Origin of the sequence: Neorhizobium sp. DAR64872/K0K18 (assembly GCF_050500175.1) — a bacterium.
GTDB lineage: Bacteria > Pseudomonadota > Alphaproteobacteria > Rhizobiales > Rhizobiaceae > Neorhizobium > Neorhizobium soli.
In genome coordinates this window covers 2,322,933-2,336,152 of sequence record NZ_CP191446.1, presented here as the reverse complement: position 1 = coordinate 2,336,152, position 13,220 = coordinate 2,322,933, and the positions used below count along the sequence as shown (strand labels likewise).

General features: G+C 59.3%; 13 protein-coding genes and 1 pseudogene. 5 read left to right on the top strand and 9 right to left on the bottom strand.

The window, feature by feature from the left end:
- Window positions 1-10: 10 nt before the first annotated feature.
- Window positions 11-1,420, bottom strand: coding sequence for a circularly permuted type 2 ATP-grasp protein (locus ACQY1P_RS16900; RefSeq protein WP_430254528.1), 1,410 nt, complete (start codon window positions 1,418-1,420; stop codon window positions 11-13).
- Window positions 1,421-1,790: 370 nt separating this feature from the next.
- Between ACQY1P_RS16900 and ACQY1P_RS16895 the strand changes: the two genes are divergently transcribed.
- Complete coding sequence (locus ACQY1P_RS16895; RefSeq protein WP_325262074.1) at window positions 1,791-2,672, top strand: DMT family transporter; 882 nt, start codon at window positions 1,791-1,793, stop codon at window positions 2,670-2,672.
- Between the two features lie 350 nt (window positions 2,673-3,022).
- Here ACQY1P_RS16895 and ACQY1P_RS16890 read toward each other — a convergent pair whose 3' ends face one another.
- On the bottom strand, window positions 3,023-3,349 hold the full coding sequence (locus ACQY1P_RS16890) for a hypothetical protein (protein ID WP_184653704.1): 327 nt from the start codon (window positions 3,347-3,349) through the stop codon (window positions 3,023-3,025).
- 214 nt (window positions 3,350-3,563) lie between these two features.
- Between ACQY1P_RS16890 and ACQY1P_RS16885 the strand changes: the two genes are divergently transcribed.
- Window positions 3,564-3,998: a hypothetical protein gene (locus ACQY1P_RS16885; RefSeq protein ID WP_325262077.1), complete on the top strand. Its 435-nt coding sequence runs from the start codon at window positions 3,564-3,566 to the stop codon at window positions 3,996-3,998.
- Window positions 3,999-4,052: 54 nt separating this feature from the next.
- On the opposite strand, the gene ACQY1P_RS16880 is transcribed toward ACQY1P_RS16885, so the two are convergent.
- The 3 genes from ACQY1P_RS16880 to ACQY1P_RS16870 form a co-directional block, all read right to left on the bottom strand.
- Window positions 4,053-4,427 (bottom strand): nuclear transport factor 2 family protein, encoded by a 375-nt coding sequence (locus ACQY1P_RS16880; RefSeq protein WP_325262079.1) that lies wholly within the window; start codon window positions 4,425-4,427, stop codon window positions 4,053-4,055.
- A 291-nt stretch (window positions 4,428-4,718) separates the two neighbouring features.
- Window positions 4,719-5,537 carry a calcium-binding protein gene (locus ACQY1P_RS16875; protein ID WP_430254525.1) on the bottom strand — a complete coding sequence of 273 codons (819 nt, stop codon included), beginning with the start codon at window positions 5,535-5,537 and terminating at the stop codon, window positions 4,719-4,721.
- Window positions 5,538-5,738: 201 nt separating this feature from the next.
- Window positions 5,739-6,629 (bottom strand): LysR substrate-binding domain-containing protein, encoded by an 891-nt coding sequence (locus tag ACQY1P_RS16870; protein ID WP_430254523.1) that lies wholly within the window; start codon window positions 6,627-6,629, stop codon window positions 5,739-5,741.
- Window positions 6,630-6,732: 103 nt separating this feature from the next.
- Between ACQY1P_RS16870 and ACQY1P_RS16865 the strand changes: the two genes are divergently transcribed.
- Together ACQY1P_RS16865 and ACQY1P_RS16860 are read left to right on the top strand one after the other, a co-directional pair.
- The gene (locus ACQY1P_RS16865; RefSeq protein WP_430256723.1) at window positions 6,733-7,749 is read left to right on the top strand and encodes an NADP-dependent oxidoreductase; all 1,017 of its coding nucleotides are present in this window, start codon (window positions 6,733-6,735) and stop codon (window positions 7,747-7,749) included.
- A 70-nt stretch (window positions 7,750-7,819) separates the two neighbouring features.
- Window positions 7,820-8,122, top strand: coding sequence for a putative quinol monooxygenase (locus ACQY1P_RS16860; RefSeq protein ID WP_430254521.1), 303 nt, complete (start codon window positions 7,820-7,822; stop codon window positions 8,120-8,122).
- 174 nt (window positions 8,123-8,296) lie between these two features.
- Here ACQY1P_RS16860 and ACQY1P_RS16855 read toward each other — a convergent pair whose 3' ends face one another.
- On the bottom strand, window positions 8,297-9,013 hold the full coding sequence (locus ACQY1P_RS16855) for a helix-turn-helix transcriptional regulator (protein ID WP_430254519.1): 717 nt from the start codon (window positions 9,011-9,013) through the stop codon (window positions 8,297-8,299).
- Window positions 9,014-9,135: 122 nt separating this feature from the next.
- Here ACQY1P_RS16855 and ACQY1P_RS16850 point away from each other — a divergent pair, with 122 nt between their 5' ends.
- Complete coding sequence (locus ACQY1P_RS16850; RefSeq protein ID WP_430254517.1) at window positions 9,136-9,771, top strand: LysE family translocator; 636 nt, start codon at window positions 9,136-9,138, stop codon at window positions 9,769-9,771.
- A 133-nt stretch (window positions 9,772-9,904) separates the two neighbouring features.
- Here the strand turns inward: ACQY1P_RS16850 and ACQY1P_RS16845 are convergent.
- The 3 genes and pseudogenes from ACQY1P_RS16845 to ACQY1P_RS16835 form a co-directional block, all read right to left on the bottom strand.
- A pseudogene (locus ACQY1P_RS16845) lies at window positions 9,905-11,712 on the bottom strand (DEAD/DEAH box helicase).
- Window positions 11,713-12,139: 427 nt separating this feature from the next.
- Window positions 12,140-12,493 carry a hypothetical protein gene (locus tag ACQY1P_RS16840; RefSeq protein ID WP_062455439.1) on the bottom strand — a complete coding sequence of 118 codons (354 nt, stop codon included), beginning with the start codon at window positions 12,491-12,493 and terminating at the stop codon, window positions 12,140-12,142.
- 276 nt (window positions 12,494-12,769) lie between these two features.
- Window positions 12,770-13,111 carry a hypothetical protein gene (locus tag ACQY1P_RS16835; RefSeq protein ID WP_430254515.1) on the bottom strand — a complete coding sequence of 114 codons (342 nt, stop codon included), beginning with the start codon at window positions 13,109-13,111 and terminating at the stop codon, window positions 12,770-12,772.
- Window positions 13,112-13,220 lie beyond the last annotated feature (109 nt).

Below are 13,220 nucleotides of genomic sequence, written 5' to 3'. Positions count from 1 at the left end.
TTTTACGCCCTCAATCTTCCAGTACCCATGTGTCCTTGGTGCCGCCGCCCTGGCTGGAATTGACCACCAGCGAACCCTGTTTCAGGGCCACACGCGTCAATCCGCCGGGAATGATCTTCACCTTGTCGGACACGAGGACATAAGGGCGCAGATCGACGTGGCGGGGGGCAACGCCCTTGTTGACAAAGATCGGCACGGTGGACAAAGCCAGCGTCGGCTGGGCGATGTAGTTGGTTGGTCGCGCCTTGAGCTTTGTGGCAAACTCGGCGCGCTCGGCCTTCGTCGCGGTCGGGCCGACCAGCATGCCGTAGCCGCCCGAACCGTGGACTTCCTTGACCACGAGTTCCTCGAGGTGCTCAAGCACGTATTTGAGGCTGCCGGCTTCCGAGCAGCGCCAGGTCGGCACGTTTTCCAGAAGCGCCTTGCGGCCGGTATAGAACTCGACGATCTCAGGCATGTAGGAATAGATCGCCTTGTCGTCGCAGATGCCAGTGCCCGGCGCATTGGCGATGGTGATGTTGCCGGAGCGGTAGACATCCATGATGCCGGGAACGCCGAGCGCCGAATCCGGCCGGAATGTCAGCGGATCGAGGTAATCGTCGTCGACGCGGCGGTAGAGCACGTCGATCGCCTCATAGCCGCGCGTGGTGCGCATCTTCACCTTGCCGTCGATGACACGAAGGTCCGATCCCTCGACCAGTTCGACGCCCATCTGGTCGGCCAGGAACGAGTGCTCGTAATAGGCGGAATTGTAGATGCCGGGGGTCAGCACCGCGACACGCGGCCGGCCCTTGCAGCCGGGCGGTGCGAGCGAGGCCAGCGACTGGCGCAGCTGGCGCGGATAATCCTCGACACGCTGCACCTTGTTCAGGGTAAACAGCTCGGGGAACATCTGCATCATCGTTTCGCGGTTCTCCAGCATGTAGGAGACGCCGGACGGGGTGCGGGCATTGTCTTCCAGCACGTAGAACTGGTCCTCGCCGGTGCGCACGATATCGGTGCCGACAATGTGCGTATAGACGCCGCCCGGCGGCTTGAAGCCGATCATTTCGGGCAGGAAGGCCACGTTCTTCTCGATCAGCTCGCGCGGAATGCGGCCGGCCTTGATGATTTCCTGCTTGTGGTAGATGTCGTCGAGAAAGGCATTGAGCGCCACGACGCGCTGCTCGATGCCTTGCGCGAGCTTGCGCCATTCGCGGGCGGCAATGATGCGGGGAATGATGTCGAAGGGGATGAGTTTTTCGGAACTGTCGGCGTGACCATAGACCGCGAAGGTGATGCCGGTCTTGCGGAAGATGTTTTCGGCATCCTGCGTCTTGCGGATCAGATGCGCCGTATCCTGGCTGGCATACCAATCGTGGTAGGTCTTATAGGGCAGACGCGGCTGGTCGTCCGCGGTTAACATTTCATCAAATGCCAAAGGTATGTTCCCCATTTTTGGTCATAAGAATACAACGGCATTGGCAATGCAAGAACCATGCTCAGTTGCGTATGACAAATATACGACCCGTCCTGATGCGGTGAGATAGGGCCTGAACGACGATCAAAAAGGGCAACTGCCGATGGAATTAGCGACGGCTCATCTTCGGTCGTAGAAAGACCGCTCGTCAAAACAGCAACTGCCTCATCGCTGATCACACCGGAGACCGGATCTTAGTCGCACACCGTCAGATGCGCTGATGGGAACGGTGAGTATTTCTACTTTGACCGCGTCGCCGCCACAGCCTAATCAGACGCCGGATCATTTCCCGTCCACTGGCCTTGTCAAAGCCACTCTCCGGAACATTCCGATGCTCGACCGTCTGGCTCCGGCCGTTTTTGTTTTCCTGTGGTCGACCGGGTGGATCGTCGCCAAATATGCGTCCGCCCATGCGGACCCCGTCACCTTTCTGGCCGCCCGGCATGCACTGGCGGCCGTCGTCTTCCTTTGTCTCGGGCTTGCTCTGCGGGTCACGTGGCCAAAGACCGGACGCGAGATCGGCCATGCGGTGCTTTCAGGCATTTTTCTGCACGGGCTTTATCTCGCCGGCGTCTGGTATGCGATCGGGCAGGGCGTGCCCTCGGGGTTGTCGGGCATCATTGCCGGGCTGCAGCCGCTGATGACGGCGGCGCTCGCGCCGTTCCTGCTTAGCGAAACGCTCAGCCGCCGGCAGAAGCTCGGCCTCGCGCTCGGCTTTGCCGGTATCTTCATCGCCATCTCGCCGCAGCTGTTTGCAAGCCTGTCGGCCGGCATGACCGGGCTCGGCCTGCCGCTTCTCCTCAATCTCATGGCAATGGGGTCGGTCACCTACGGCACGATCTACCAGAAGCGCTACCTGCAGCAGGGCAACCTCGTTGCCATCGGCACGCTGCAATATGTCGGAGCGTTCTTCGTGACGCTGCCGGTCGCCTATCTGATCGAGCCCATGCGCTTCGACTGGACCACCCAGGCACTCGCCGCCATGGCCTGGTCGGTCATCGGCATCTCGCTCGGTGCCGTCGCACTGCTCCTCTACCTCATCCGCCGCGGGCAGGTTTCACGCGCAGCCTCGCTGATCTATCTCGTGCCCCCCGTCGTTGCCGTCGAAGCAGCAATCCTGTTTGGCGAACCCCTGACCCTCCCCATGGTCACCGGCACCGCGATCGTGGTTCTCGGCGTGTATCTGGTGAACCGCAAGGCGAAGGCGGGGTGAGGGCCATTTGAGGCTGAACCTCTCTCGCTCCGACCTCCTCTGCGTCAACATGGCGGATGTTGTACGCAGCCGTTCTCATGTACTGCTCCGCGACGCCCGTTAATGCACTCAAAAGCCTGGATATCAGCGACATGTGGGATTGGTTCCCGATCGTCTTCTTCCCGCTCAAGATCATCGTCCTCGGCACAGGCATGTTCTTCGCCATCAAGTGGCATAGGGATCAAGAGAAGAAGAAGTAGTGGGATGTGCGGGGGCAAGCGGCGTGATCGCTGGCACGTGGGCAATGAGCCGACTTGGCTTTAAGCCGCTATCGGACGAATGCGCTTTGGCAGTTTTGCGGCGGGATCCGGTCATTGACCAGCGTTTGGTGACGACCGATCCTTCAGTTTTTCAGCCCATTTAGAGGCTAGATAGAAAATTACCGCACCTACTCCAAAACCTAGCCACTGGTTGATCAGGTATGCAACGATAGGCAGACAGATCGCACTGGAAATAGTGATGCTTGAAATAAACGCTGAGACCGAAAGCGGACGCCAGATCACCATGAAGATCGCAATGGTTGCCCACATCACAGCGACAAGCCCGTAGGGTCCTAACGCTTGAACATAATGTCTTGCGCCAAATCCAATTGCGGCGACCGCCAGAGCAACTAGCAGAGTAAAAGCAAATCGACTCATTACACTCTCCGCGGAATTCGTTCGCGAAGGATAGCGGAGTCTGTTCTGGAAACTTCTTAACTTCGCAATGGAAATGCAATGTTATCTCGCATGTCTGAAGTCCGCTCGCGGTAGAAGCGGACGTAGTCAGCGGGAGGTCCATTGCGTATGCTCGGTTCGTTGTCGAAGAATGTCGAGCATGGAGCAATCATTCTGCTCGTCGAAGAGGTGAACAGTGGATTGGAAACAGCACCTAATTCTCTGGTTGATTGCAGGCGTTTCCGCATCTCTCGCTGCGTTATTGATGCACAGGCGTCTCGCGCGGGGCAATTTGGGTAAATTTGCAGTTTTCGAGCAAATTGTGTTGCCCGCACTGATACTTATAATGGCAGCGCTTATTCTAAGCATTGGTCCATTTGTTGATGCAAGTGGGATGCAGACAAATGAGTCGATGGCTAATATGATTTCCGCCATCCTATTCGGCGCTTCGCTGCTAATAGCAGTAATATTAGTTCCGCTGTTCTTTCCGCTTATTCTCCCGTTTTACCTGATGGGTGGTTTTTCGCTTCCGTGGACGTTTCTTTCGATGGTCCCAGTTATCGCCGTGCTTTCGGCTATGCTTGGTAACTTAATAGGCTTCACCACATCAAAATTGAGCAAAGGGAGGTGAGATCGTCGCCACAGCCATGTCCACAACGGACCATAAGGCGACGTTGGCCAGGGCTCAACTTTCGGACACTGTTTGCCCTGCTGCCCAAAGCCAATCACCTTTTGCCTTGGTGAACACGCACAACGATCGTACACGCCCGGATTGCTCGATCCCATCGATTGCCAGCCTATCCGACAGCACCAGTGTCGCCACCGCGAAATCATCGATTGGCCTCACCGCAACCTCAACCACGCTTTGGTCAAGAAACACCAATGATGTGGATGTGCAGAACGTGTCGATGTATCCGGCTTTATGGAACGACTTGCCCCTGGCATTTAGATAGACGAAGTTTGGATGAAGCAATTCACCGAGCTTCAAAGCGTTGCGCTCAACCAAAGCTCGTCCTTTTCTCACGAGCACTTCGCGAATGCGTTCTTCAATATCGATCATTCTGGAACGATCCTTCGGATTGACGCAGGCGCCGCTCAGGAATGATGAGCGCATGTCTTTGAATTGATCGCACGCCGCCTAAGGTGCGCTCCGGGCAACTGTCCCCGGCTCCCCACCATCAAATGCGGGGCAACCGAAAACGCTAACCGGGAGGATGCGCTGCAATCATGACATTTCATAGCGACGGCTATCCTCATCTTATTCAAGATGAGGATCAGCAATGCATGCGAGACTATCGATCTCGCACTCCATACACCCGCCGCCATCGCGCCGTAACAGCGTCGATCCGCATCAGAGCAGAAAGTCGTCCGCATACATTTTGTGAGAGCCATGCAGGTCGATCATGAAATCGGCCTTCTTGTCGCCGTTGACGTCGGCATAGACGTAGGTATGCGACTTTTCTTTCTCGTAGCGAAGCTCGCCGGCGTTGCCGGTAAATTTCTTGGCTCCGATCCAGTCAAAATCCTGGTTTCCGCTGATCTTGGTATCGGCATCGATGGCAGTGAGGTTGATCAGGTCGCGCGTAGCGGAATTATGCTCCCAGTCGGTAATAACATCCGCCGCCTTGACGGTGCTTTCCTTAACCGACTTGAAGAGGAACGTGTCCTCTCCCCAGCCACCCGACAAAACGTCCTTGCCGGCGCCACCGTAAAGCACGTCGTCTCCGCGACCAGCGTAGAGCTTGTCATCACCGGCGCCACTGATGAGCTTGTTCATGCCTGTGTCGCCCTTCAGCGTGTCGGCACGTGCGGTTCCCCTGATATCATCCAGATAATCCACAACGTTCACAGCAGAACCCGTGAGAGCGCCAACAGGATTGCCCGCCTTGTCGTGTGCGGAAACTTCCAGCTCATAGTGGAAAGAGTTGAGGTCGTAAGCCTGGTAGCGCACGTCCCTCACGGCAACGATCTGATTGCCTTCCAGAGCAAAGAGGTCACTGAATGTATCTACGTTGCCGACCGAGCCGTACCAGACCATGGCATACATGCTGAAATCGAACTGCAGTTCCGCCGTATCGTAGCCCTCGACCCCCAGGGTCGCGACGACCGTGCCTGCTTTCGTATTTTCTCTGATCTCAGTCGGGAGACCCGTAATATCACCGATAGCCATGCTTCATGTCTCTCCGCCGGAGGTCGCCAACATCATCGACGGCCATCATCAAAGGTCTCAAATAACCCATTGCGAAATAGCGGCATCCGGCATTGAACGCAACAATAAGGTTAGCCCCAGACTGCCCCACCACCCATTATGGATTGATGACTAAATGGACGTGTCCGCTTCCGGCCCAACTGCGGTCATTCACTGCCAATTTTACGACAACGCTGCCAGGGTGTTGAGGAAGGCGCGGACGGCGGGGTTCGACCGTCGGCTCTCGGGCCACAGCGCCGTGATATTGTGCCGGTCTACCGCATAATCGGCCAGAACCGGCACCAGGGCTCCACGCCTCACCCAAGCGCTTGCCATGAAACTGGTTGCCATTCCGATGCCGCTACCCGCTGCGATCGTCGCAAGCACGGCTTCGCTCGCGTCCACGATAATACCCGAGGACGGTACGATCTCGACCTCCCTGTCCCCAACGCGGAAAGGCCAGCGGAATAGCTGGCCGCTACTCTGGTAGCGCAGGCTGACAGTTTCATGCTCTGCCAATTGGTCCGGGTGGGTCGGCGGACCGCGCCCGGCCAAATATTCGGGCGAGGCATAGCAGCATAGCCGATGCGGCAGGAGGCGGCGTGAAAGCAGGCGCGAGTCTGCCAGATCGCCAATGCGGACCGCGACATCGAAGCCGCCTTCGATAAGATCAACCATGTGATCGCTCAAACGCAGGTCTATGTTAACCTTCGGATGGAGCCTGCGAAACTGAGGAAGCACCGGCGCTATGACGTGCAGGCCGATCGGCAGAGATGCCGCGATCCGCAATGTGCCGGCGGGCTCGGTGCGCGCTGCTTTTGCCGCCTGCTCGATCTCTTCGGCGTCGTGCAGCAGCCTGAGCGCACGCTCATGCAGATCGCGCCCTTCGGCCGTCAGGGTCAGGGAACGTGTCGTGCGCGCAAAAAGCGAAACGCCGAGCTGTTTTTCCAGCCGCTGAATGCTTTTGCTGACCGCCGAGGGTGAGATGGACAAGGAGCGGGCAGCGGCAGTGTAGCTTCCGAGCGAGCCGGCGCGAGCGAATGCAATCAGCCCCGTCAGCCTATCAATTCCCATTTGTTCCTTCATGGCACTACTAAAGCGAATTATCTGGTGATTATCAATCGAAGGAGTTGATCGTATCTTCAGTCATCGAAACGACTATCCAAGCGAGGCCATGATGACTGACATGATGAAAGCCGTGCGATTGCACGAGTTCGGTGGACCAGATGTACTCCTCTACGAGGATGCGCCCCGACCGGAAATCTCGGCTGTCGACGTGCTTGTTCGCGTCCATGCCACCAGCCTCAACCCGCCGGATCTCTATCTGCGCGACGGTTACCGAGCTCTCCCGCCGAAATGGCAGCCCAATCCAAGCTTTCCGCTGATCCTTGGTACGGACGTTTCCGGCACGGTTGCGGCCGTCGGCGAAGACGTGTCGCAGTTCAAGGTCGGCGACGAGGTCCATGCGATGGTCCGGTTCCCGCATGACCTCATGACGGGAAGCAGCGCCTATGCCGAATATGTGCGTGTTCCCGCATCGGACCTGGCGCTGAAGCCCGTCGGGATCGACCACATCCAGGCCGCCGGCGCGCCGATGTCGCTTCTGACCGCCTGGCAATTTTTGGTCGATCTGGGACACGATGCGCCGAACCCTTTCCAGACCTTCCCGCATGCACCGGCTCCGCTCGACGGCAAGACCGTCCTGGTAAACGGCGCCGGCGGCGGCGTCGGCCATCTCGCAGTCCAGATCGCGAAATGGCAAGGCGCGAAGGTGGTTGCCGTCGCTTCCGGCAAACACGAGGCGCTTCTCAATGATCTTGGCGCCGATATGTTCATCGACTACACGAAGACGTCTGCCGACATAGCGGCGAAGGATGTTGATCTGGTGCTCGATGCCGTCGGCGGCGCGAATATGGAACGCTTTCTCCCCAGCATTAAGCCGTATGGCGCTCTGTTTCTCGTCAACCCGCTGGGCTTTTCAGGCCATAACGAAGCCGCCCGGCGAAAGATCACCGTCTCGACGACGCAGGTGCGCTCGAACGGCGCGCAACTGGCAGAGGCCGGCCGCCTGCTTGAGGACGGCTCCATACGGGTGGTGATCGACAGCACCTATCCGCTGGCCGAGGCATCGGCAGCGCATCGTCGTGCTTCCGAAGGGAGCATCCAGGGCAAGATCGTGCTGGTCGCCATCTGATCACCACTTGACCAGTCAAGCCCAGGCCGCCGCGAACAGTTGGTCGGGGCGCTGATAGAGGAGCTATCACATGCTGATTATCACCGGCTACATGCACGTCGATCCAGCCGATCTGGCGCAATGCATGATGGAACTGAATTCGCTGGCATCTACAACACGAAAGCGTCCGGGAAGCATCACGTATGACGCTGCTGTGGACGATCCACAATCAGGTCGCTTGCTGATATCGGAACGTTGGGTCGATCAGGCCGCGCTTAGCGCTCATTTGCAGGCAGCCGACACGATCGCGTTCGTCAGCCGCTGGATCGGTAAGATGCGAGGCGAACTCAAGAAATACGACGCATTGAACGAACGCGACATCATGGATTGCTGATGCTGCTACTGGGTTGGAGGTCTGCGTCCGCATTGGGCCAACAGCCGACCTCGGCAGTTCTGCCCCTACACGCGACACTGCGGACGATCGTAGAACTCCCTAGTCTGCCACGTCGCAAAAAGCAGAAACACAAATGTCGCTTTCATCGCGAGTTTCCCGACACGCGGCGTTGGTTCACAATTGGGGTGCCGGATATGCTGGGTCTCTCTGATCGATCTGCCAGCCGGAAATCCAGACGCTGCGCAGCCTATCTCCCTCTTTGGGGAAGTGGTTTCCCGTCAAACTGCAGCTTTCCACGCGGTCAATCCGGAAATTCCGAATTGCCTGTCTCAGCTCGCACCATCCGACGATGACGGCATTGTCCAGATAGTAGATCAACGCCAGCGGCCAGACGATGCGACGCGTTGGATTGTTCTGCTGGTCACGGTAGTCGAGCAACAGCTTTTCCTCGTCGCGGATCGCACGACGGACAATCCCGAAATCGATGCCTTCCGGAGCTGGAGTGCTTCCGCCCCAGGCGTGAAGGGCACGCGATGTCAGTGCTTCGCGCAACGGCGCGGGCACGGCAGCTGCGATTTTAGCGACGACCCGTTCGGATGCCTTTTTGAGGTCAGTGTCGCCTGTACGCTCGATCAGCGCCATGCCGAGAACGACAGCCTCGGTCTCCTCAGCCGTAAACATCAGTGGCGGAAGATCAAAGCCGGGTCGGAGAATATAGCCGATCCCGCGCTCGCCTTCGATCGGCACGCGCATCGCCTGAAGGCCGGCAATGTCCCGATAGATCGAGCGCATGTTGACTTCCAGTTGGGCTGCCATCTTCGCCGCCGTTATAGGCGTCTTTGCCAGTCTCAGAATCTGGATGATCTCGAAGAGCCTGGAAGCTTTGCGCATGCTGATTACCCCATCACAACTGACACACCCCTGTCAGTTGAGCCCCTGTATAGCATGCCGCAACACGCTGAAAAACAGGCGGTATCGAGACCGTCAGTCGAATGGAACGGGGGGCAACTGACATGACCTACGTCGAGAACCTCTGGCTTTTCTTCCTTCTGCTGACGGGCATTATCGCAGTTCCGGGCATGGACATGGTGTTTGTCCTTGCGAACACTCTTGCGGGTGGAAGACGCGCCGGTCTCGCAGCGACTTTCGGGATGATGGCCGGTGGAGCCTGCCACACCTTGTTCGGCGCTTTCGCCGTTGCCGGGCTTACCAGGTTGATCCCGGCTGTTTCCGGCCCCATGCTCATCATCGGGTCGGCCTATATGATCGGGATCGGAGTCAGTCTTGCCCGCAGTTCGATCGTGATCGGGTCCGTTGACAGCGGTGCGGCTCGATCTTCCGGGCGGGTCTTCATTCAGGCCGTCGTCACTTGCCTCCTCAATCCGAAGGCATGGCTGTTCATTCTCGCCGTCTATCCACAGTTCCTGAAGCCTGCTTTCGGGCCGCTCTGGCCCCAGACACTTGCGATGGGTTTGATGACCGTGCTCGTTCAGCTTACCGTCTACGGTGGACTGGCTCTGGCCGCCGCGAGAGGACGCGATGCCATCGTCTCCAAACCCACTTTGACGATCTGGACAGGGAGGGTGGCTGGTGTGGTGCTGGTTGCGATTGCCGCATACATGTTTCTGCGCGGATGGAATGAACTGTGATCGAGCGATCCGGTTGTCGCAGAAATCCTGAGTGCCGGGGTGAAAGCGGCCTCACCAACCAACCCCAATACCCCACAAACAAAACGGCCAGGATTTCTCCCGGCCGTCTGAACTCTCTCAACCGCGTCTCGCGTTAAGCGCGCGTGGTGCGCTTGCGGCCCTGATGGCCGGCGGCGCGGTGGTCGGTGGGGGCCTGGCCGCGGTTGTCGTTGCCGAAGCGGACCGGGCCGCGACCGTCGCCCTTGGGGGCTGCGGCCGGCGTGTGCCGGTTTGGCTTGGCTTCGCCGGATGCGGCGGCCGCATTGCCCTGATGGGCCTTGCGCTGGCTGCCGGCTTCATGCGCGCCGTGGCTTGCATGGTCGCGGTTGCCGGAACCGGCTGGCTTGGCTGAGCCACGGTTGTCAGGACGACCGCCAGTCTTTGCGCCCGGGTTGCCGAACTGCTTCTTGACCGGACGGAAATCCGAAGTCGAGGACAGATCGTTGTCGGGCGCTACGCTTGCCGCTGCCGGCCGTGCAGCCTGTGAACGGGGAGCCTGGCTTCTTGGCGCTTCTGCACCGTCACCAGCGAAGAACGGCTTGCGCGCCGGACGTTCGCGGCGCGGGCCACGGGCTTCGCCGGCAGCACCGGCACCGCGGCCTTCGCCGCCGCCGCCATTGCCGCGTGGCTGGCCGCCACGGCCGCCCTTGTTGCCGCCGCGGGCATTGGCGCCGCCACGGTTGTTGTTGCCGTTGGCGCGAACCGGACGGTTCATCGTCTCAGGGCGCTCGCCGGTCAGCGTCTTGATCTCGATGTTCATCAGCTTTTCGATGTCGCGCAGCAGCATCGTTTCGTCCGGTGCGCAGAAGGCGATCGCGATGCCTTCGCGGCCGGCACGGGCCGTGCGGCCGATGCGGTGAATATAAGCTTCCGCGACATCAGGCAGATCGTAGTTGTAGACGTGGCTGACGGCCGGGATATCGATGCCGCGGGCCGCGACGTCGGTCGCAATCAGCGTCTTGATCTCCCCATCACGGAAACCCTTGAGTGCCCGTTCGCGCTGGCCCTGGCTTTTGTTGCCGTGGATCGAGGCGACCGAGAAACCGATGTTTTCAAAGTGCTTCATCAGCTTTTCAGCGGTGTGCTTGGTGCGCATGAAGACGATCGAGCGGCCATCCGGATTGTCGAGCAGCGACTTGCGAAGAAGGTCGGTCTTGTCACCCTTGCCGGCCACGAAGTGGACGAACTGGTCCACCTTGTCGGCAGCCTTGCCTGCAGGCGTCACTTCTACCTTGACCGGGTCGGTCAGGAAGTCGGCGGCGAGATCTGCGATCGCCTTCGGCATGGTGGCCGAAAACAGCATGGTCTGGCGCTTCTTCGGCACCATTTTGGAGATCTTGCGCAGGTCATGCACAAAGCCGAGGTCGAGCATCTGGTCGGCTTCGTCGAGCACGAGGAAGCGAACCGTCGTCAGGCCGATAGCGCGGCGCGAGATCAGGTCGAGCAGGCGGCCAGGGGTGGCGACCAGGATGTCGGTGCCCTTTTCCAGCTGCAGCTGCTGCTTGTTGATCGAGACACCGCCGACGACGAGATTGATCTTGAGCGGGCGGCCCTTGATGAAGGTCTTCAGGTTGGCGGCGATCTGGTTGACCAGTTCGCGGGTCGGCGCGAGGATCAGCGCGCGGGTGGTGCGGTTGTCGGGGCGGGTCGCGTCGGCCATCAGGCGCTCGATCAGCGGCAGGCCGAAAGCTGCGGTCTTGCCGGTGCCGGTCTGCGCAAGGCCGATCAGGTCGCGGCCTTCGAGGAGAAGCGGAATTGCCTGGGCCTGGATCGGCGTCGGGGTTTCAAAACCAAGCTCGGTGAGCGTGGCGACGATCTGCTTGGACACGCCAAGAGATTCAAAATTCGTCAAGTCGAATACCTTTCGGGGCGCCAAAAGCGGACGCTCCGAAATGGCACCATGCCATCCGGGCTGCTTGTGGCGTCAAGAACCCCGCGTGATTTGGGAACTTGTGTGTTGGAAATTACTTTCCAGCGCTTGAACCCTCATCCCGAGGGCGATCTATCTGTGCGCCTTGTTCCTTCTTCGCGCTGTCAGTATGGACGCGGGGCAGCTCACGCGGCTGCCGGAAGGTGAAAGCTGGCATGCATTTGGTTGATTTGCCGCCGAAAGTCAAGGTTCTTCTGCAAAACGACGCAGGCTGTCCGCTAGCTGCGACCCGGTAGGCACTCACGTCACAGGGGATTTTCTCGCGTCGTCAGCCCTCCGAGCGGCGGCCACACGGACGGCGATCCCCAAGGTAATAGTCGCGCAGAGTGGCGGCACAAAACGAAAAACGGCGGTGCATCGCACCGCCGTATCGCAAATCTTGATGGACGCCTGGACGCTCTAGTAGCAGACCCGTGCGCGGTAGGCTTCGCCATACTCGTTTTCCACCCATTCATGGTGGCACCGCGGTGGTGGTGGCGGTGCGGCATAATAGGCGCGACGATAGACGACCGGCGGCGGTGGTGGCGGAGCATATTCGTATTGCGGCTCCACATAGACCGGACGCTGCGATCCTGACACGATCGCGCCGCCGATCAGGCCGCCGGCAATCCCTGCCGCGGCACCCAGCAGCACATCGTCGCCGTGGTGACGGTAGTGATCGCGGGCCTGCGCTGCCGGTGCCGTCGCAGCAAGTGCGCCGGCGACTGAGAGAGCCGCAATGCCAGCAGTAATGGTCTTTTTCATGATCGACATGCCTGGTTCCTTTCCCCGTGGTGTTTCGAGGTACGATCAGAGCGTCGCTCTCAATCACGGCGGATTGATGGAAGTTTTATCGCCGTAGTCTGAACGCCTATTCAGACTCCACCGTGGAAAAATTGCTTTTCGAAAGGTGTCGGCAACCCAGGGTCTGCCCGGAGAGTGAATTGCGGCGAAAACCCGGCAATTTGCGGGAGGAATTGTGGCTCGAGCTGTCTGGCGGTTTTGGCGGGCAAGAAAAAGCGCCGGGTCTGAACCCGGCGCCGGAGATGATCAGCAGTTGTTCGTCGTGGTGCCGGAACCGTCGGTCGAACCGCTGGTTGCCGAAGGTGCGCCACCGACACCCGTCGTGTCGCAGCCGCCTTTGCTCGTGCCGTTTCCGGTCGTCATGCTCTTGGAATCCGTGCTGCCCGTGGTCGTCCCATCGTTGGCGCTATTGGACGGCGTTTTGGACGGTGTGTTGGACGGCGTCTGGCCGGTTGTGCCGCTGCTCGTTCCGGATGCAGCGCCTGCGCCAGACGCGCCGGAACCTGCGGATCCACCGGGTGCACCTTGAGCGAATGCCGATGTTGCAAGGCCAAGCGTCAGCGTGGCAATCGTCACAAGTTTCATCATCGAAAATTTCCTTTGTTCGCTTCACGTCAGGGTTAACCGGCGTCGGCGTCCAAGGTTGCCTGATGCTGCCGATTTAGCGTCATTGCGTTGATCCTCGATGCGTGAAACG

Excerpts from the sequence above, each read along its gene's own strand:
- ACQY1P_RS16895 (WP_325262074.1), top strand. The coding sequence starts at position 1,791 with ATGCTCGACCGTCTGGCTCCGGCCGTTTTTGTTTTCCTGTGGTCGACC.
- ACQY1P_RS16890 (WP_184653704.1), bottom strand. The coding sequence starts at position 3,349 with ATGAGTCGATTTGCTTTTACTCTGCTAGTTGCTCTGGCGGTCGCCGCA.
- ACQY1P_RS16880 (WP_325262079.1), bottom strand. The coding sequence starts at position 4,427 with ATGATCGATATTGAAGAACGCATTCGCGAAGTGCTCGTGAGAAAAGGA.
- ACQY1P_RS16875 (WP_430254525.1), bottom strand. The coding sequence starts at position 5,537 with ATGGCTATCGGTGATATTACGGGTCTCCCGACTGAGATCAGAGAAAAT.
- ACQY1P_RS16870 (WP_430254523.1), bottom strand. The coding sequence starts at position 6,629 with ATGGGAATTGATAGGCTGACGGGGCTGATTGCATTCGCTCGCGCCGGC.
- ACQY1P_RS16865 (WP_430256723.1), top strand. The coding sequence starts at position 6,733 with ATGACTGACATGATGAAAGCCGTGCGATTGCACGAGTTCGGTGGACCA.
- ACQY1P_RS16860 (WP_430254521.1), top strand. The coding sequence starts at position 7,820 with ATGCTGATTATCACCGGCTACATGCACGTCGATCCAGCCGATCTGGCG.
- ACQY1P_RS16855 (WP_430254519.1), bottom strand. The coding sequence starts at position 9,013 with ATGCGCAAAGCTTCCAGGCTCTTCGAGATCATCCAGATTCTGAGACTG.
- ACQY1P_RS16850 (WP_430254517.1), top strand. The coding sequence starts at position 9,136 with ATGACCTACGTCGAGAACCTCTGGCTTTTCTTCCTTCTGCTGACGGGC.
- ACQY1P_RS16840 (WP_062455439.1), bottom strand. The coding sequence starts at position 12,493 with ATGTCGATCATGAAAAAGACCATTACTGCTGGCATTGCGGCTCTCTCA.
- ACQY1P_RS16835 (WP_430254515.1), bottom strand. The coding sequence starts at position 13,111 with ATGATGAAACTTGTGACGATTGCCACGCTGACGCTTGGCCTTGCAACA.